General features: G+C 32.0%; 20 protein-coding genes and 1 pseudogene. 7 read left to right on the plus strand and 14 right to left on the minus strand.

The features are described from left to right. The first annotated feature begins 6 nt into the window (after positions 1–6). Positions 7–843, plus strand: coding sequence for a metal ABC transporter permease (locus AOB58_RS06445; protein ID WP_031266063.1), 837 nt, complete (start codon positions 7–9; stop codon positions 841–843). Continuing rightward, positions 840–1,772, plus strand: coding sequence for a manganese ABC transporter substrate-binding lipoprotein MntC (mntC, locus tag AOB58_RS06450; RefSeq protein ID WP_064783125.1), 933 nt, complete (start codon positions 840–842; stop codon positions 1,770–1,772). Before AOB58_RS06445 ends, mntC begins: the two co-directional genes overlap by 4 nt. A gap of 686 nt (positions 1,773–2,458) precedes the next feature. Here mntC and AOB58_RS06455 read toward each other — a convergent pair. From AOB58_RS06455 to AOB58_RS06495, 9 genes and pseudogenes are all read right to left on the minus strand, one after another. Next, positions 2,459–4,510, minus strand: a pseudogene (locus AOB58_RS06455) (cation:proton antiporter). 422 nt (positions 4,511–4,932) lie between these two features. Next, complete coding sequence (locus AOB58_RS06460) at positions 4,933–5,379, minus strand: Na+/H+ antiporter subunit G (protein WP_002508400.1); 447 nt, start codon at positions 5,377–5,379, stop codon at positions 4,933–4,935. After that, positions 5,354–5,656 carry a Na+/H+ antiporter Mnh2 subunit F gene (gene mnhF2, locus AOB58_RS06465; protein WP_021339612.1) on the minus strand — a complete coding sequence of 101 codons (303 nt, stop codon included), beginning with the start codon at positions 5,654–5,656 and terminating at the stop codon, positions 5,354–5,356. The genes AOB58_RS06460 and mnhF2 overlap by 26 nt, the downstream gene beginning before the upstream one ends. Next, the gene (gene mnhE2 / locus AOB58_RS06470) at positions 5,653–6,135 is read right to left on the minus strand and encodes a Na+/H+ antiporter Mnh2 subunit E (RefSeq protein ID WP_002508402.1); all 483 of its coding nucleotides are present in this window, start codon (positions 6,133–6,135) and stop codon (positions 5,653–5,655) included. Before mnhE2 ends, mnhF2 begins: the two co-directional genes overlap by 4 nt. After that, positions 6,135–7,640 carry a Na+/H+ antiporter Mnh2 subunit D gene (mnhD2, locus tag AOB58_RS06475; protein WP_064783126.1) on the minus strand — a complete coding sequence of 502 codons (1,506 nt, stop codon included), beginning with the start codon at positions 7,638–7,640 and terminating at the stop codon, positions 6,135–6,137. Before mnhD2 ends, mnhE2 begins: the two co-directional genes overlap by 1 nt. After that, the gene (gene mnhC2 / locus AOB58_RS06480; protein ID WP_002508404.1) at positions 7,627–7,977 is read right to left on the minus strand and encodes a Na+/H+ antiporter Mnh2 subunit C; all 351 of its coding nucleotides are present in this window, start codon (positions 7,975–7,977) and stop codon (positions 7,627–7,629) included. Before mnhC2 ends, mnhD2 begins: the two co-directional genes overlap by 14 nt. Beyond that, positions 7,974–8,399 carry a Na+/H+ antiporter Mnh2 subunit B gene (mnhB2, locus tag AOB58_RS06485; RefSeq protein ID WP_002508405.1) on the minus strand — a complete coding sequence of 142 codons (426 nt, stop codon included), beginning with the start codon at positions 8,397–8,399 and terminating at the stop codon, positions 7,974–7,976. Before mnhB2 ends, mnhC2 begins: the two co-directional genes overlap by 4 nt. Next, entirely contained in the window at positions 8,386–10,782 is a 2,397-nt protein-coding gene (locus AOB58_RS06490) for a DUF4040 family protein (protein WP_064783127.1), read from the minus strand. The genes mnhB2 and AOB58_RS06490 overlap by 14 nt, the downstream gene beginning before the upstream one ends. Positions 10,783–10,805: 23 nt before the next feature. After that, a complete protein-coding gene (locus AOB58_RS06495; RefSeq protein WP_021339609.1) occupies positions 10,806–11,357 on the minus strand; it encodes a tyrosine-type recombinase/integrase in 552 nt (183 codons plus the stop codon). Positions 11,358–11,505: 148 nt separating this feature from the next. Between AOB58_RS06495 and sroA the strand changes: the two genes are divergently transcribed. Next, positions 11,506–11,712 (plus strand): sigS mRNA-stabilizing protein SroA, encoded by a 207-nt coding sequence (gene sroA / locus AOB58_RS06500; protein WP_021339608.1) that lies wholly within the window; start codon positions 11,506–11,508, stop codon positions 11,710–11,712. Positions 11,713–11,728: 16 nt separating this feature from the next. After that, positions 11,729–11,947, plus strand: a complete 219-nt coding sequence (locus AOB58_RS06505) for a DUF2922 domain-containing protein (RefSeq protein ID WP_031266061.1) — start codon at positions 11,729–11,731, stop codon at positions 11,945–11,947. A gap of 140 nt (positions 11,948–12,087) precedes the next feature. Here the strand turns inward: AOB58_RS06505 and AOB58_RS06510 are convergent, their stop codons facing one another. Continuing rightward, positions 12,088–12,321, minus strand: a complete 234-nt coding sequence (locus AOB58_RS06510; protein ID WP_021339607.1) for a hypothetical protein — start codon at positions 12,319–12,321, stop codon at positions 12,088–12,090. A gap of 230 nt (positions 12,322–12,551) precedes the next feature. On the opposite strand from AOB58_RS06510, the gene AOB58_RS06515 reads away from it, so the two are divergent. The 3 genes from AOB58_RS06515 (at position 12,552) to sarA (ending at position 15,273) form a co-directional block, all read left to right on the plus strand. Continuing rightward, entirely contained in the window at positions 12,552–13,481 is a 930-nt protein-coding gene (locus tag AOB58_RS06515) for a DMT family transporter (protein WP_021339606.1), read from the plus strand. Between the two features lie 108 nt (positions 13,482–13,589). Beyond that, positions 13,590–14,537 (plus strand): efflux RND transporter periplasmic adaptor subunit, encoded by a 948-nt coding sequence (locus tag AOB58_RS06520; protein ID WP_237283175.1) that lies wholly within the window; start codon positions 13,590–13,592, stop codon positions 14,535–14,537. Between the two features lie 361 nt (positions 14,538–14,898). Then, complete coding sequence (gene sarA / locus AOB58_RS06525) at positions 14,899–15,273, plus strand: global transcriptional regulator SarA (protein ID WP_021339604.1); 375 nt, start codon at positions 14,899–14,901, stop codon at positions 15,271–15,273. 266 nt (positions 15,274–15,539) lie between these two features. On the opposite strand, the gene AOB58_RS06530 is transcribed toward sarA, so the two are convergent. From AOB58_RS06530 to AOB58_RS06545, 4 genes are all read right to left on the minus strand, one after another. Then, positions 15,540–16,352, minus strand: coding sequence for an alpha/beta fold hydrolase (locus tag AOB58_RS06530; RefSeq protein ID WP_064783129.1), 813 nt, complete (start codon positions 16,350–16,352; stop codon positions 15,540–15,542). A gap of 208 nt (positions 16,353–16,560) precedes the next feature. Next, positions 16,561–17,271: a low temperature requirement protein A gene (locus AOB58_RS06535; RefSeq protein ID WP_002508415.1), complete on the minus strand. Its 711-nt coding sequence runs from the start codon at positions 17,269–17,271 to the stop codon at positions 16,561–16,563. 151 nt (positions 17,272–17,422) lie between these two features. After that, on the minus strand, positions 17,423–17,929 hold the full coding sequence (locus tag AOB58_RS06540) for an SA0570 family protein (protein ID WP_021339602.1): 507 nt from the start codon (positions 17,927–17,929) through the stop codon (positions 17,423–17,425). 132 nt (positions 17,930–18,061) lie between these two features. After that, the gene (locus tag AOB58_RS06545; protein ID WP_021339601.1) at positions 18,062–18,859 is read right to left on the minus strand and encodes an alpha/beta fold hydrolase; all 798 of its coding nucleotides are present in this window, start codon (positions 18,857–18,859) and stop codon (positions 18,062–18,064) included.

Raw genomic sequence — 18,859 nt, forward strand, 5'->3', positions numbered from 1 at the left:
AAATTTATTATGGAATTCGTTCAACATTTACTCGATTATAAATTTTTAAGCAATGCCTTAATTATTTCAATCGTAGTTGGAATTGTATGTGGTACAGTTGGCTGTCTCATCGTCCTTAGAGGACTTTCGCTAATGGGTGACGCAATGAGTCATGCTGTGTTACCTGGTGTCGCCCTATCTTTCTTATTCAATATCCCTATGTTTATTGGGGCATTAATCACAGGTATGATTGCCAGCATCTTCATTGGCTTTATTACGAAAAATAGTAAAACCAAACCTGACGCTGCTATCGGTATCAGTTTTACAGCATTTTTAGCGATGGGTATTATTTTAATCAGTTTGATTAACAGTACCACTGACTTATACCATATATTATTTGGTAACTTACTCGCTGTAACTCAATCAACATTTTGGTCAACAATTGTTGTTGGTGTACTGGTTATGATATTAATCATACTATTCTACAGACCGTTAATGGTCTCAACATTTGATCCAGTATTTAGCCGAATGAGTGGTCTAAACACCACTATAACTCACTATTTTGTAATGTTATTACTATCACTTGTAATTGTAGCGAGTATTCAAACTGTCGGCATTATTTTAGTTGTCGCGTTATTAATTACGCCAGCCTCAGCAGCGTTTTTAATTGCAAAAAAATTACATACAATGATGATTATATCAAGTCTTTTTAGTACAATCAGCGCGATTGTTGGCCTCTATTTCAGCTATCTTTATAATTTGCCAAGTGGCGCAACAATAGTATTATGCGCATTCTTGATTTACATCGTTATTTTTATATTAAGTAAATTACAAATTTTTAATAAGAAGGGACAAACTATATGAAAAAAATAATAGCAATTGCACTCGTTTTCATCCTTTTTTTAAGTGCATGTAGCAATGGGAGCAATGAAAAAAGCGATACAGCTTCAAATGATAAATTAAAAATTGTTACGACAAATTCAATATTATACGATATGGTCAAAAATACTGCCGGTGATAATGTTGAAATACATAGTATTGTGCCAATTGGCCAAGACCCTCACGAATATGAAGTTAAGCCTAAAGACATCAAAGCACTAACTGATGCAGATGTTATTTTTTATAACGGTTTGAACTTAGAAACAGGAAATGGCTGGTTTGAAAAAGCATTAAGTCAAGCCAATAAGTCAACTAAAGATGATTCTGTAGTAAGACCTTCTGAAAATGTAAAACCACTGTATTTAGAAGGTGGCGAAGGTGACAAATCAAAACAAGACCCTCATGCTTGGTTAAGTTTAGACAATGGTATTAAATATGTTGAAACAATCAAAGATACAATATTAAAACACGATAAAAAACATAATGACGAAATCAAAGCTCAAAGCGAAAAGTATCTTGGAGAACTAGAACAACTTAATAAAGAAAGTCATGATAAATTCAATGATATTCCTAAAGAGCAACGCGCAATGATCACAAGTGAAGGTGCCTTCAAATATTTCTCTAAACAATATGACATCAAACCTGGTTATATTTGGGAAATTAATACTGAAAAGCAAGGTACACCTGAGCAAATGAAACAAGCAGTTCAATTTGTAAAAGATAATAATTTGAAGCATTTACTTGTTGAAACAAGCGTTGATAAGGAGAGTATGCAAAGTTTAAGCGAAGAAACGAAAAAAGACATCTTTGGCGAAGTATTTACTGATTCAATCGGTGAAAAAGGGTCTAAAGGTGATTCTTATTACAATATGATGAAAGAAAATATCGAAACAGTACATGGCAGCATGGAATAAGTCGATAGGCTATTCAAGCCTTAAATCATCTCCTTAGCTCCATCAATGGTAGATTCCTCCCCATTGATGGAGCTTTTTTTTAGCGAAACTTCTTCCTAAAAGGAAGTTAGTTTCGCTTATGCATAAAGACTTACTTTCCAATTCATTGCGATTAGTAAGTCTTACACATATGCTTTAGCATATGTGATCCACTACAACAGCTCAGGCGTTCCTTAATCTCCTACAAGGAAATTAGTTTCGCTTATACATTCGCCTTTAAGAATGTATTACTCAATCGTTTAACTCATTGATGTTATTCTAAATAACTTTTGAATAAGTAATATCTACATTAGTATTACAGGGTCTATTGATGATCTTCCATTATTTAATTTAAATATATTATTACTGTTTAAAAATGTCAGTAATTTGAGCCGAAGAATACAGGCTGAGTGCTGTGCCCGTGGAAAGCGTAAAAAAAGTGCCAACAAAGTCGGAGACTTTGTCGACACTCTGAGAGGCTGAGACAAAATACATGTCTCAGTCTCAATTATTATATTAGCGGTGGCTGACTGAACTGAAAATGCGGTTATATTAAGCTCTTGTATTCCATTTTCTAGTTAGCTTTGCTGGGTTGGCTCATACGACGAAATCTTGTTAGAAAAATTAGATTTCTGTCCCACTCCCTCATGCTATTTAAGAATCATTCATTAATCCGTTAAACTATCTACAATAATCATTTCATCATAATTTATTGCTTCACGTATTTTTAAAGCAGTAACTTCGCTTACCTCTTCATCTTCAACCATTTGATTCAATACACGGCGTTGTTCTTTAAGCGCCGTTAATTTAATTTTTGTTATTGAATTCTCGCTTTTTGCATTAAAGAAATTAGACGGCGTTAAGTTATCTATACGTATAAGATAACTATCACAGATCATACCTACTTCTAATTTATTATCTTCAGTTGTTTCTTTAGCTAAACGACTTACGACGCGATAATGTACTGTACGCATAACATTAGAGATTTCTCGCAAGTTGTCAATGATGGATAATGAAGTAGCTGCATTGGTCTTAACTTTACGTTTAATTCTGCGTTTTAAAATCATTGCTCTAAGTTCAACTTTTATACGTTGAAGTAACGAAGCTTGCTTATAGACTTGCGTACGTTCAGAATAACGCATATAGTTTTCTAGAACATTAGTAGTAATATCACCATTCTCTACTAAACCGTTTAATGTATTATTTTCAACCGCAAATGCAATATTTTGTAGTCTTTGAAGTTCCTTCGTATTTTCATCTTCGTTTTCCACAGTTTTTAAAAATGCTAATTTCTCATGATAATCCTTGATTACATTACCATATTGAAAACTAGATTCCACAGATGACATTTGATTTAAATTATCAATGACTTTTTCTAATATTAAAACACGTGCCTGCTTGAAACTCATTCCTTTTTGTTTCGGTTTTTCAGCATTTGGTGTAACTAATGGTAAGACAAATTGCGCAACAATCAAACTAATAATCACCATTCCAGATGCTATAAAAAGTAAATCATCTCTAAAAACAAAAGAATGATGATCTGCTAACATATACGGTAGAGTTAAGGCAATTGCTAACGAAATTGTGCCATGAACGCCGCACACCGTCATGACAAACGCATACATGCCACGTTTTGGAGGTGCTTCTGTCGGTTTCTGATTATCTTCATTATAAGAAATCATTTTTTGGAATGGACTGACTGGTAAGTAAAAGTAAGGATATAATATGAATACCCATAAAAATCTAAATAAATATATCGCAAGTGCAATTAAACAAGTAACGACAATTAAGAAAATTAAATTATGAGGTTCATTTTCTATAATTCTTCCTACTACTTCAGGTATTAAGTATCCTAAAATAGAAAATACAAAACCATTTAATGCATAACCTAATATATTCCAGGTGTGGTTATAACTCATTTGCAATCTCGTACGTGCTTGAGCAATACGGTCACGCTCAAAACCATGTACTAAACCTGCCACTACAGCAGCAATGATACCTGATGCATGAAACATTTCTGCCACAATATATGTCACAAAAGGTGTAACAAGCTGTATAAAAGTGAACATATTAATATTTTCAATACCACGTCTAGATAACGTTACTCTAAATCTTACTAAAGCTACCCCAATAAGAAGCCCAACAATAAAACCGCCTATTCAAGAAACAAGAAATTGTTCAACAGCATGCGTCACTGAAAACGCACCTGTAACAAGTGCTGCTACAGCAATTTTAAAAGATATGATACCCGCAGCATCATTTAAAAGTGACTCACCCTCTAAAATTGTCATAGATCCTTTTGGTAACACTTTCCCATTTGTAATAGCTTGAACTGCAACAGCATCTGTAGGGCATAATATCGCAGCAAGCGCAAAAGCTGCAGCCATTGGTAATTCCGGCCAAATCCAATGAACAAAAAGCCCTACTACAATTACAGTAGTAATGACTAAACCTAATGCCATCATTAGTACCGGTTTAATATAACGCCTTAAGTGGACACGCGAAACCTTAACCCCTTCTACAAAAAGTAATGGTGCAATTAATGCAACCATAAACAGTTCTGAATCGAAATGAAGTTCAACAGGTACAGGAATCACATACACCAACATACCGAGTATAATTTGAATAAAAGCTAAAGGTACTTTCGGTATAAAAATGTGTACAAGTGAGCTAACGATTACTAGTGCTAAAAAAATGAGTATCGTCTCAAATATTTGCAAGGTTTCACCTCTTTTCAACTTAATTATTTTTTCATAATTGTTGAGGTTGAAACAATAAATAATATCGTTTTTTAAATGAACATACCGTGTCTCAAACTCTTACACTTAATAACAAATAGTATAACCCCTATCACCTATTTGATTAATATTTTTAAAATTAACACAATTACAAATATATATTATTTTATCATTTTTTTACCCTTTGCTTAAACGTATTACACTTGGGGAGTTGAATTTTCTTTTATAACTCTCATATACAGTCTAATGCACAATTAAATAGTATTGCCTAATTTAATATTAAAATCACAATAGAATGCATATACAAAATAGCCCTGATGCATACGCGTTCGAGACAACTAAAAAATGATGAGGCTGCGACATATACTTATGTCCCAACCTCATCATTTTTTAGAATTTATATATTAGTAATCGTGTTCTTTTTCATATGTTTTACGTCTTCGTTCTTCACGATCTTCTGCACGTTTTTTCAACATATCAAATGTATTATTTTCTTTAGAACTCAACAATATATTTGTTTGTCTTGGTGCGTCACTTTTACGATACATGTAAGCCCCTGTACGATAAGCGGCACGTGATATTAAGTGTCCTCCGACTGGCGACGTTAAATTAATAAACACCAATGCCAAAATAAGTCGCACGCTTAAATAACCTTGTGAAGAAATAAAATAGATAATAACGCCTACAAGTGTCAGTAATACTGAAAGTGTAGAACTTTTAGTCGATGCGTGACTTCGTAAAAATACATCTTGAAATTTTATTAAACCTATTGCACTTATTAATGCGATAATACTTCCTAAAAACATCATAAATGCTGCGATTAAATTAACGATTTCGCTTGTTATTTGCATTGAAGACGTGCCCCCCTTCTATAAATCTAGAAATGGAAACGGTGCTTACAAATGAAATAATAGCGATTAATAGAATTGAATCAAGGAACGAGAATGTACCAAAGACAATACTGAGCATACCTACCATAGACATAAGTATGGCACTTGCGGTATCAAAAGCAACTACCCTATCAGCAGTTGTTGGTCCTTTAATCAATCTAAATAAAGTTAATAATAATGCAATTCCAAACAAAATCAGAGCACTTGTAATGAAAAAATCAATAAGGGATTCTATCATTCTGCCACCTCCAATATGAGTCCTTCATATTGTCTAATACTTTTTAACAATTTTTGTTTTTCTTTGTCTGACACATCAATTGCGTGTATAAAGAACTTTTGTTTTTCTTTTGAGATTCTAATTACTGTTGAACCAGGCGTTATAATAATTAAAATTGTTAAAAAGCTAACTTCCCAATCACTACTTAACGTTGTTTCATAAGTTACCAAGCCCGGATTTAAATCTTTAGTTTTAAATAATATATAATTGATTGTTGTCATACTAGACGTGACTAGTTGATATAGATAAACAGCTAAAAATTTAATCGTTACCCAAACTTTTTTCAGATAAAATTGCTGTCCAAAAAAGCGGTGTAAAATATAGATAACTAATAAGCCAATAAGATAACCTGAGGAGAACGTTGATGCTTTAAAAGATTCTTCATCTTGAAAAAGCACCCATAAAAAAGCAATGACAATATTAAGCAAGACTTGTTGCATTATTTATCCTCCTTCACTAAATGAGGGTTAACCATTTTTTCATATAGTCCATCCTCCATATTTAAATGTGTCGCATTATCTGTCACTTTGAAAATCAATGGCGCTGCAAGTCCCATAGCGAGTATCACTGCTGTCAATATCCCAATGAGACCTTTACGATACGTAGGTATCTTTTTAAATTCTGTTTCTTCAGCTTTCTTCTCATTACCTAGATACATCGTAAAGAAGATTCTGAACAAGCTAAACATTGCAATTAAACTTGTAATTATCATTAAAGCTAAGCCAATATAATTACCATTTTCTATAGCACCTTTAAAAATGAATACTTTACCAGGGAAACCACTAAATGGTGGTACGCCTCCGATAGCTAAGATCATAACTACAAAAGCCACACCAAAAAATGGTTCTTGTTTGGCTAGACCATTTAAATTTCTATATTGTCTGTATCCAGTAATATAGACTAAACTACCAATAATAAAGAATAGCAATGTCTTAACGACAATGTCATTGGCTAAATAGAAAATAGCGCCATTGACACCAGCGTAGGTATTTGATCCTAATCCTAATATGATAAATCCAATTGAAAGTATAACTTGATATGCTGCAATCTTTTTAATATCACGATAAGCAAGTACGCCAAATGCTCCAATCAGCATTGTAATACAAGCTAAAAATACCAGTAGTGGATGCGTAATGCCTTCATGACCATCAAAAATCAATGTAAAGAACCGGATTAATGCGTAAGCCCCTACTTTAGTCATTAATGCTGCAAACAGTGCTGCAAGTTCTGTATTTAAAACTGCATAGGCTTTAGGTAACCACATAAAGAGCACTAATGCTGCTTTAGCACCAAAGGCAATTAAAAAGACCATAGACACAATCGTTATAGCACTTTTGTCATTCATCTCATTCAATCGCTGTGCTACAAGAGCAAAGTTTAACGTACCTGTCATTTTATAAAGCAACCCAATACCTAGAAGTAACAACCATGATCCAAGTATATTAAGTACCACATAAATAATTGCAGCACGTAATTGCTCAATTGATTGTCCTAATGTGATAAGTACGAAGGATGCCAATAACATAACTTCAAACATGACATATATATTGAATAAGTCAGCTGTTAAAAATGAACCTATAACACCTACAGTTAAGAATAAGATGAAACTTGGTAGATAATAGCGTATTGCTCTTTTCTCTGTTCTACCAAAACCATAAGCCATAATTAACGTAACAACGAAACTGGATGTAGTAACCATCAATAAACTTAATGAATCACCAACAAATTGAATACCAAAAGGTGCTTCCCATCCTCCAAAATCTAAGGCAATAGGTTTGTTATACATTACGTGAATTAATAAGAACAATGAAATAACGGTTGTAACAGCCATCGTTCCAATTGAAAAAATTCGAGACAATCTGCTGTTAGTACGGATGAAGACAAGGGCTAATGCACAAACTGCTGGGAGAAGTAACGGTAGTATTAATAAATTACTCATTAGCATCGTCGTCATCACCTCTCAATACATCAATTTCATCTTCTTTTGTTACACGATACGTTCTATATACAAGTACTAATAGAAAAGCTGTCATTGCAAAGCCAATTACAATCGCCGTTAACACAATTGCCTGTAATAAAGGATCAACAAAGTTTTTACTGCCTTCTCCTATCAAAGGTTCAACCATATTCTTGCCATACTGACCCATACTCATAATAATTAAATTGCCTGCATGTGTGTAAATAGATATACCTATAACGATTCTTATTAAATTGACTGATAATATCATATACGTTCCGATAAATATTAAAAAGCCAATAACCATTAATAATATAAGATTCATGATCGACCACCACTTATAGATAACATAACCGTTACGACAACACCTACAACAGATAATACAATACCTGCTTCAAATAACGTTACGGTCGTTAAATGGACTTCACCTAACAAAGGTAATTGTACATATGCGTCAGTTTGGTAAAGGAACGGTTTACCAAAAAACATAGGTACAACTGCAGTAGCAAAAGAAACTAATGAACCTATGATCATTAATATTCTAAAATCTAAAGGCAAAGCAACTAACACTTGTTTAACATCGAAGGCCAAGAACATTAAAATAAATGCTGAGCTAAATACAAGACCACCAATAAAGCCGCCACCTGGATTATTATGACCTGCCAAAAACAGATAAAATCCAAAAGTTAACAATATAAAAACGACAATCTTGGTTACCGTTCGTAATACAACATCATTCTCTTTCATCTTGACCCCTCCGTTCTTTAAAGTTAAGTAATGTATAAATTCCTAAACCAGCAATGATGAGCACCATACCTTCAAATAAAGTATCTAGTGCACGGAAGTCACCAAGAATGGAATTTACAATGTTTTTGCCGCCTGACAACTCATATGCATCATGGTAAAATGTCGAAATTGTAGGCATCGAGTCACTTTGTTGTGCAATAAATACAAGCATGACTACAATCACTGCCATCAATAGCGATACAATAATTTTGACCGCTTCACGTTTTTTGTGAACTTTTGTACGCGGTACGTTGGGTAGTCTTGAGAAACTAACAATAAATAATATTGTTGTAATCGTTTCGACAACTAATTGTGTTAATGCTAAATCTGGTGCTTTCATTAAAATAAAGAATATCGTTACACAATAACCGATAATTCCATTTAAAATAACCATTGTTAAACGTTGACGTATAAATGTTAAAGCAATACCTAGTACAAATACAACAATTAATGTGATCACTTCTAACGGACCAAATTCACTCACATGAATTTGTTGCACTTTTGGAAATCCTGTTTGAATAACTCCATATACCACAACCATTATAAAAATAAATAAAGTTAATGTGATGTAATGATTTAAACGGTTATTCATTAAGCTACGGATTCCATATCCTGAATAATGTTCAAATTGTTTATATGACCCTAAATATAGATCTGTAATTGATGTTACTTTAATCTTATTAGCATATTTTTTCCAATCGATTTTAAATGCTGCTGTGAAGCCAACAATCATTACAATCAAACTTAAAATCAACGGTAAATTAAATCCGTGCCACTGCGATACATGTGGCGCTATTTTATCTACATTTTCTCCAATTGTGATACTTCGTAACGCCGGTAAAATAATATAATGTCCAAATATATTTGGAACAAAGAATATAATCGGTAACAAAATCATCATAATTGCAGAAGGTAGTGTGAACATGAATGGTTCATGCGGATTTTTTATCGGTAAATCTGCTTTCTGATAGTCTCCCCAGAAAACTTCCTTAATCAAGTAAACTGCATAAATCAAAGTAAATATACTTGCTACAACGCCTATCACCGCAATAATTACCGTAAGGAATATATTGAATTGGGGTAATTGGTGTGCGCTCACAAGTCCGTCAAAGAACATTTCCTTACTCAAGAAGCCATTTAAAAATGGAATACCTGCCATCGATAAAGCAGAAAGTAACATTATTATATGTGTAATGGGAAACACTTTTCTTAAACCTGATAAGCGACGAATATCTCTTGTACCTGTCTCATGGTCAATAATACCTACACCCATAAACAGCGCACCTTTAAACAAAGCATGATTCATTAAATGGAATAAAGCTGCGAACAGTATTAAACCATAAATTTTAGAAAGTTCACCTGTTGGATGTTGAGCAAACCCTCCACCTAGTCCTACCATTGATACAATCATACCTAGTTGACTAATTGTAGAATAAGCTAATATTGCTTTCATATCGACTTGACGTATCGCATTGATTGCGCCAAAAATCATTGTGATTAAACCAACGAATGTCACACAATAAATATAGAAATCACTTAAACCTAATACAGGTGTAAATCTAAATAGCAAGAATATACCTGCTTTAACCATTGTTGCCGAATGTAGATACGCACTTACTGGTGTTGGAGCAGCCATCGCTTTCGGTAACCAAATGTGAAATGGAAATTGAGCTGACTTTGTAAATGCCCCTATTAAAATGAGAATAATAATAGGTATAAACAAGTCACTCTGGGCAATTTTATCACTCTGTTCAATAATTGAAGTTATTGAATTTGTTCCTGTTACAGTATAAATCATAATGAAACCTGCTAATAATGCCAAACCACCAAAGACTGTAATCATAAATGATTGTATGGCCCCAAATTGACTATCACCTTTATTGTACCAATAGGCAATAAGCAAGAACGAAGATACACTTGTTAACTCCCAAAACACATACATAAGAATCGTATTGTTAGCAGTAACGATACCTAACATACTGAGCATAAAAAGTAATAAATATACATAAAAACGTGGTAAATTGTCATGTTCTTTAGATAAATATTGAGTTGCGTAGTAAAATACGGCTAAACCAATGAGTGAAATTAATAAACTGAAGAATAAACTCAATCCATCTAATCTAAAATCAATATTGATATCTAAGAGTGTCAGCCACGGTATCTTAACCGTTACAAAATGTCCTGCCATCACTTGAGGTATTTGCCATAAAAAGTAAATCGAAGAAATAATCGGTGCAATTAAAGCAATTTGACCTGCAAATCGCTGGAATTTAGGATTTATTAGTGTGCACAATACCGCTACCATGATTATAATCAAGGCACCCAGTAAATATATTAAGCTCATCATATCCCTCCTTTAATTATATTTTATAAATTTAAAGCTATTGTTGTTTTAGTAGTCTTTGCAGAAATACCTATGAATTTCATCGTTTCAAAAGTTGTTTGATGACCTAAATATTTTTGAATAATAGAAATAGATATACCAGATTGATAAGCATGATAAGCAAATGTCTTTCTTAACGTCGTCAAACCAATATGTAACATGCCTAACTCTTCAGCTGCAACATGGATAATACGATATGCTTGTTGTCTTGATAGACCTTTTAAAGTTCTATTTGATCGAAACAATAGCTCATCATTTTTCAGATCTTCTTCTGTAATAAAGATCATTAATTCATTCCTCAACGTGTCGGGTAATCTAATATGAATATTGGGAGCATGGTCCTCTAGCCAATACTGCTTAATATCATCGTGTTCGTCTTTGACGTCTGACACACAAAGATTTAGTAGTTCGGAAAGTTTAACGCCAGTATGTATTGCAAACTTGAATAATAAATAATCTCGTTTCGACTTATTACTTAATACTTCATACATAGACTTTATCTCTTTTATATCCCTTATAGGGTCCACTTGATTCATATATTCACCTCTTAACAAATTGAATGTTTCTTATTTAATGATATATGATATTTATGTCACATGGAAGTATTTAAACCGAATTTCCCAAAAAAATTTTGACCATTTTAGGATGTTTATTCGATATATATAGTGAAAGGAGGTTAAGCAAATGAATCAAATCAAACAGCTTGGAGTCACATTAACTCGCGTTTTGTATGATCAAGATGGAAAAGCTTCAAAGTTCAAGCGTCATTTCGCAAATTTAAATACCGAAGCAACGCCAGAACAAATAAAAAGCTTCAAGTCTATTATTGAGCAAATTACTGGTAAGCACTTTGACACTATCGAAGTTATTAAAACTGAAACAATTAATTAAGGAGGAGAAAGAAATGATGTCCCAAACATTAGAACTTATTTTCAATGATGCTGTGAATAAAACAATCAAATTGCAAATACCTAAGATCGAACATTCGGTAAACGAAGGTACGGTTAAGGAAGGAATGAATAAATTAATCACGCTTGATATTTTGAGACCAAAAACAGGCATCCCTACAAAAGTTCATTCTGCGCATATTATAGATAAGACAACCAATGTTCTATTTGAAAATTAGTTAATTCTATTATAAATATATTTACTTAGGTGATTAACTAAAAAAGGCTTGAAACAATTGTTTCAGGCCTTCTTTTTACACAGAATAATTGACGTTTTAAACTGCCCACCAATTAATCTCACTATTATTGATTTATACCATTAATCTCTATAGGGTCTTAATCTAACCGTATCACCAAAAAATATCTTTTTCTTACCTAACTTCTTGCATATTGCATATTTATTATACACTTCAACAATTTGAGCTAAATTTTTATAAGATCTTCTTGGATTCAACACTTCTATAAATTGATTTTTCTTAATGCCATCATTACTTCCTGCCCCAACAAAAAAAGTTTCCTCATCTGTTAGTCGAATTATGGAAAGCTGTTTCAATATAATTAGTCACTCACTTCTTCAAAAGCTTTTATTATTATAAAGTTATTATTACTTCATAGTTGTTAATCTTATTTCCCAAAAACCATTAACATACGTATTCTATTATATTTTGTGTGTTGTGTACATCATAATAAACTAAAAAGCTATTTTCTTTTAAAGAATTTAAACATAGGAAAAGCATAACCTTTCCTATATAATGTAATTATCCTAATAGAAAGCGTGATTTAATGTTTCTTTTATATATTATTGGGATTATCGCAGGTATGGTTGTTCCGTTCCAAACTTCAATTAATTCTAGACTAAGCCTTTATACAAAGTCTTCATTCTATGCGTCAACAATCTCATTTGCAACAGGTACAATCTTTTTAATCATACTCAATCTTATAACTAATCCTCATGTTTTTACAGCACAATTTTACAGTAACCAATCTTTTAGTTACATATGGTTTGTCGGCGGTATGCTTGGCGTCATTTTCCTAACTGGGAACTTACTCCTTTTACCCCGTTTAGGTGCATCTCTTACTGTAGTGCTCACTGTAGCTGGTCAAATCATTATGGGTGTGACAATCGACACATTTGGCTGGTTTGGAGCTGATAAAGAAGCCTTCACAGCATTTAAAGTACTGGGTATTATATTTTTAATTTTCGGTATCATTCTGATGAATTATGTTCGCAGAAACCCTAAAGACAAAAATAAAAATAGTTCAATTTATATTTGGTTGTTTATTGGGTTTATATTTGGCTTCTGTCCACCTATTCAAACTGCTATTAATAGCGCATTGGGTCAACAAATAAATTCCTCAGTAATGGCTTCACTGATATCATTTACAGTAGGTACAATTGTATTATTTATTTTGACTTTAATTTTCAATAGAAGTCTTAAACTTGCTACTTTCACACCTAGAGAAGGTCGTCTTAAACCTATTTACTTTATCGGTGGTATCCTTGGTGTGATTTTTGTGACTACAAACATTATTTTAATGCCTCACTTGGGCGCTGCATTGACTACAATTATTGTTATGCTAGGTCAAATGTTAATGGGTGTTATTATAGATCATTTCGGCTTGCTGGGCACTTACAAAAATAAAATTACTAAGAGAAAAGTTTTTGGTATTATTGCTATAATGATTGGCATTATTTTATTGAGATTATTTTAAAAATTGTTCACTCGAGTCATTTACTTTTAACATTTAGTAAATGACTTCTTTTTTTATAACAAATTCTTTGTTTTTCGCTGTATAATCAAATCATCAATACATCAAGAGGTGACATCATTGAAGAAAATCATTATTTTATTTACTGTGTTGATAATACTTTGTAGTATCGGCGCCCTAAGTTTTTACTATTTCAAAATTAAAATAACCACGAGTAAACCAGAGCATCATATTGACACTTTGAAAATAACCTATAACAAACCCTATACCTTTATAGGAAGGCAAGAGCCTGCTCAACGATTTCCAGTTCATTATGAGCCCCATAAAGGCTATATTAACGATTGGTTCGTTAAGTCACATGACAAAATAGAAAAAAACCAGCCTCTGTTTGAATATTATAATCCACGTATTGAACATCAAATTAGTAGCAAGCAAAAATACCTTTCACAATTAAAGCAAAACAATAAATCCTCCACTACCCCGGTACATTCAGAAATATTACGTCTACAAAATCAAATCGCACAACTCCAAGAACAACTTCGTATCACAGTTTATGCTCCAGCGTCTGGCATCGTTCATATTAATCAATCATGGTCTAATCAAACTAAATCTCCTGTTATGCAAATCTATGATCCTACTACAGTAATCAAAGCTAAAGTTGATGAAGTGATAATTGATAAGCTTCATTTAAAAGACAAAGTTTCTATTAAAGACAATAATCAGCAAACATTTGACGGTGAAGTGAATTATATTTCTAATTTCCCAATAAATATAGACATATCAACTAAAAATTCCAAATATTTAGTTGAGCTAAATTCAAATTCTGCCGCTGTTTTTGGTAAACATTTCACAGTAGAAATACCTAACCACATTATTGAAGTTCCCAAAACAGCAATATATGATAAGCAATTTGTTTTCATACAAAGAAATAAAAAATTTATAAAACGAGTTATTAAAACACAAAATTCGGGTAATAACAAAGATGTACTAATTCTTGAAGGATTAAATCAAGGAGATGTCATAGCTAGAAATGCCGATACTGTGCTGTCTAAAAATTAGACGTACACGTTATAAAAAGTTATCATTTTAAAATATGATAAGATTATTTAGCCTTTTTATCATATTATGGTAAATTGAAAAACAGAAAAATAAATTTCGATTAGTGTATTGGTATTTAAAGAATTGAATTAATAATAGAAATCATTAACGTAACGCTTAAACATGTTTTTGTTTACTTTCTATTTTTATTTAGTTATAATAAACTAAATAATAGTGGTTTTAATATATTTCACTTAAATATAATCGAGCCACAAATTATGACAAACACTTTGTATTTAACTTTGAATTAAGACAAATAATCATACAAAAAAATTATTAATATGTATATTTGATTGGGCATTTAGAATAGGGAGGAATTAGGATGGCTATCACCAAAATCAATGATTGCTTTGAATTATTAGCTATGGTCACATATGCTGACAAACTAAAAGGTATTATCAAAAAAGAATTTTCAGTAAGTTTCGAGGAGTTCGCTGTATTAACATATATTAGCGAGCACGAAAGTGAAGAATATTATTTAAAAGATATCATTAATCACTTGAATTACAAACAACCACAAGTTGTTAAAGCTGTTAAAAACTTATCTCAAGAAGATTATTTTGATAAGAAACGTAATGAGCAAGATGAAAGAACTGTATTAATCTTAGTTAACACTAAGCAACGTAAAAAAATCAATGAATTATTAACTCGCGTTAATAGTCGAATTAAAGAAGCTAACGACGAAAAAGAAGTTTAAGCTAATTTAAATTTCTATAATATATTCAACTTATTTTTTAAAGGGGAGTGGACATGTATTTATGTCCACTCCCCTTTTTTATATGTACTTACCTCATGTTATCAACACCACTTCAAGATCTTCATTTCATACAAAAAGTAAAAAATACCGCTGATAAAGTCCTAAGACATTATATCAACAGTATTTCATAAAAAAATAAAAAAATTGCAGTATCTATGCTCTATAAAATAACAACGTGTATTTTATAACGACTTTGCAAAACCCCTTTATACTAAATCATTCTTTTGATATTTCAAAGCATCAATAAAATCTAAATATGCCTCCACAAAATGATCGGGCTCTTCAATATGTGGCGCATGACCTGATTGCTTAAATTCTAAAATAGTTAAAGTTTGAAACGCATGATTATATCTATCCGTTGATTCTCCCATATTTAAGGGGTCATATCTTCCATTAACTAGTAGTGTTGGAACATTAACATGTTCAATCTCAATGTCTTTATTAAAAACTGGAAATCCCATTATTGCTCTTGTCGCAACAGCACTATCTTCGGCTGATTGTCTACTATAAATGAGCTGATTTTGAAACCACTTTTTAGCTTTTCTTTGATTTTTATACATATACGGTAACAATAGAATAAGTGCTTCAGATTTATCAAAGCCTTCTATTTCATCTTGATGTTCTATCATTAATTTATTTAACCCGTGTACACTGTCTATAAGATTAGATGTAATTAAAGTTAATGATGTCACCATTGATTCATATTTGTTAGTAAAACTTTTAGCTATTAAGCCACCCATATCATGTCCAATTAAATGTGCTTCTTCAACTTCTAATTTTTTCATTAATATTTTTAAATCTTCAACATGATCTTCTAAATTAAAGGAGTTCGGCTTAGAAGATTTACCATGCCCTCTCACATCGTAAACAATAACATCAAATTTATTTTTCAATGCATCTTTCAAGTTATATAAAGAAGCCATATTGCTATCTAGTCCATGTATTAATATAACAGGAAAACCTTGACCCTCACGGATATATGCTATCTCGTTGTTACAACTTGTTTCGATTTTTATCATTATGGGCCACCTCCCTTTTCAGAAGTAATATACCCTTATTTCGTGTTTATTACGCTACTATTTTTGTTTTTGTCAGAATATATCGTTTATAAATTTATTATTTTTCTATTCCAGCTATTAAAAAAAGCGCTTCAAGATGTTAACGAATTATTTCAGTTAACATTTTGAAGCGCGTTCTAAAAATATATTTATATAAACTATTTTAACTTTAGTTCCTAGATGAAATACGTATTGTGTAATAAATAATAACAATTAATAGCAAGAACCAAATAACGATAGATCCAATTTGAGCAATTTCAGGACTGCTAATCATCGCGTCTATTGTTTTTTGACAAAGTAGTAAACCAATACCAGTAAATTCTAATCTTCTAAAATAAAGACCAGCAATACTAAATATAATACCTACAAAAAATACAGCTTGGTGTCCGTATACAGTTACTGCTACGATACCCAAATTCATATTAAATGCGTGTGCAATAATGAGTATAAAAGATACACCTGCAACTACCAAGCCTATTATTCTTTCGAATTTATTACTATAAAGATAGTTTTTCCAATCAATACGTAAATATATAAAAATCGAAATTGGTAAAATAATTAAACAATAAAAGATAGACAATCCTGTTGCTGCTTGGAACGGCACAAATTGTTTATCATATAAATACGATAGCAATATAAAATTCAGTATAAAAAACACAATAGGATTCAATTGCAATGTAAACAAATTACGTTGTATCGTCAAAATTACTTCAGCGGGTGATTTTTTTCTATATTCAATATAATCTTCATCTTTTTCTTCAGATTTCTGAAAATCTTTTTTCAATTTCACTTTAATATCATCTATTAAATTTGGTGAAAGACCTTTATGAGTGAAGTAATCATTAATGTTTTCCACTAGTACTTTGTCGTTAACTCTCATGACAAGCTCCTTTAATAATATTTGAACTATATCTACTATAATTTAATTTATAATCTCATACTTACACTTATTTTAACAATAAAATAACCGACAAGTATATAGCTTTACACTTGCCGGTCAAATTATTCTTTTTAAATGCTATAAGCAATATTTATTCACCAATATCTATACGATATAGTTTAATGTTTTTATCACTTGGAGATGATGAGCTGAATTGATATGAAACTTCATCATCTTGCACATAGCCAAAGTTACCAGTTACATTATTATAATGCTCACGTGCGACCGCATCTTTGCTTACTTCATTTTTAACTTCATCATAAGCTGGGCCATCAGTATCATTATAACTCATAGAAACACGAGTAATTTCGCCTTCATTTTTCTTACCATCAGTAGCTACAACAAGTACACCATTGTCTTTTTTAAATTCGTAATAATGTTCACTGTTATCAGGTCGATGAGAATAGACTGGCGTATCATTATTTTTCAATACACTTTGAATAGACTCGCCTAATGTTGCGCCTTCTAATGTTGTATCTCCTTCTTGTAATGCCTTAACATTTTGGATAGAGTTACCTGAAGCCGCATCCACACTACCTGCACCAATTCCAGAAAACGCTAATCCTGAAACTAAAACTGCCGCAAACATTTTTTTCATAAGCGCTCTCTCCTTCTATTTAAAAGTTATTTTGTGCTCATCAACAGTGTACTATAAATATTACGTAATTAACAGGGATGTTACAAAAAGATTACATATTCATATCTTTTGTAATATAAATGTGCGGCTATTCTATATTTTTGTTTTTTCATTTGCTTTAATAAACTCTCCCACAACGTCGAGGAACTTTTCTTGCTGTTCTATAAATGGATATAAACCTGATTTTTCGAACACTTCAAACGAAACATCCCCGATATAGTCACCCACTTCCTTAGCTTCTACAACGGTTGTTCTTTCACCGTGTTGCCCAGCGATAATTAAAGTTGGTAAATGGATTTCCCCTAAATAATGCATTATTTGATTATTATTAAATGATTCCTTTACTGCTGTTAATTCAGCTTTCGTAGCAATTGCATTGGTATCATCTACTTGTTTTAAAACCTTTTTAGCTGCGCGTTTTGAATAATATAAATGCTTATCAAAAAACTTTTGTTGCGCTTCTTGTTCCCAATTACGTACTTTATCTGAATATTTGCGATACAAACGTTCTTCAGGTGTTATTTCATTAAGTAGCGTTGGATTCACTAATGTCAGTGTCGTTGCCATCTCTGAATATTGAGCAACAAATGAGGCTGCAACTGATCCGCCTAATTCATGGCCAATTAATGAACATTCTGGAATATATAAATAATCTAATAGCGCTTTAATATCTTCTGCATATGTTTTAAATTCAATACCATTTGGTTTATCTGAGTAACCATGGCCTCTTAAATCAATAAGCACAACCTGATGTGTTTTATTAAAAGCATTTTCAAGTTCATTGTAAATAGATAAATTATCTAAGGCAGTGTGTATCATTACAATAGCATTGCCCTCACCACTTGTTCTGTAATTCAAAGCGACACCATCTTTTGTTGTAAATAAATTCAT

It is taken from the genome of Staphylococcus sp. AntiMn-1, assembly GCF_001663395.1.
Lineage (GTDB): Bacteria > Bacillota > Bacilli > Staphylococcales > Staphylococcaceae > Staphylococcus > Staphylococcus equorum.

Coding starts and splice junctions, on each gene's coding strand:
- AOB58_RS06460 (WP_002508400.1), bottom strand. CDS start 5,379: ATGCAAATAACAAGCGAAATCGTTAATTTAATCGCAGCATTTATGATG.
- mnhD2 (WP_064783126.1), bottom strand. CDS start 7,640: ATGCTAATGAGTAATTTATTAATACTACCGTTACTTCTCCCAGCAGTT.
- mnhF2 (WP_021339612.1), bottom strand. CDS start 5,656: ATGATAGAATCCCTTATTGATTTTTTCATTACAAGTGCTCTGATTTTG.
- AOB58_RS06495 (WP_021339609.1), bottom strand. CDS start 11,357: ATGAATCAAGTGGACCCTATAAGGGATATAAAAGAGATAAAGTCTATG.
- AOB58_RS06530 (WP_064783129.1), bottom strand. CDS start 16,352: ATGATAAAAATCGAAACAAGTTGTAACAACGAGATAGCATATATCCGT.
- sroA (WP_021339608.1), top strand. CDS start 11,506: ATGAATCAAATCAAACAGCTTGGAGTCACATTAACTCGCGTTTTGTAT.
- AOB58_RS06490 (WP_064783127.1), bottom strand. CDS start 10,782: ATGAGCTTAATATATTTACTGGGTGCCTTGATTATAATCATGGTAGCG.
- AOB58_RS06545 (WP_021339601.1), bottom strand. CDS start 18,859: ATGAATTTATTTACAACAAAAGATGGTGTCGCTTTGAATTACAGAACA.
- AOB58_RS06540 (WP_021339602.1), bottom strand. CDS start 17,929: ATGAAAAAAATGTTTGCGGCAGTTTTAGTTTCAGGATTAGCGTTTTCT.
- mnhC2 (WP_002508404.1), bottom strand. CDS start 7,977: ATGAATCTTATATTATTAATGGTTATTGGCTTTTTAATATTTATCGGA.
- AOB58_RS06505 (WP_031266061.1), top strand. CDS start 11,729: ATGTCCCAAACATTAGAACTTATTTTCAATGATGCTGTGAATAAAACA.
- AOB58_RS06535 (WP_002508415.1), bottom strand. CDS start 17,271: ATGAGAGTTAACGACAAAGTACTAGTGGAAAACATTAATGATTACTTC.
- mnhE2 (WP_002508402.1), bottom strand. CDS start 6,135: ATGCAACAAGTCTTGCTTAATATTGTCATTGCTTTTTTATGGGTGCTT.
- mntC (WP_064783125.1), top strand. CDS start 840: ATGAAAAAAATAATAGCAATTGCACTCGTTTTCATCCTTTTTTTAAGT.
- AOB58_RS06515 (WP_021339606.1), top strand. CDS start 12,552: ATGTTTCTTTTATATATTATTGGGATTATCGCAGGTATGGTTGTTCCG.
- sarA (WP_021339604.1), top strand. CDS start 14,899: ATGGCTATCACCAAAATCAATGATTGCTTTGAATTATTAGCTATGGTC.
- mnhB2 (WP_002508405.1), bottom strand. CDS start 8,399: ATGAAAGAGAATGATGTTGTATTACGAACGGTAACCAAGATTGTCGTT.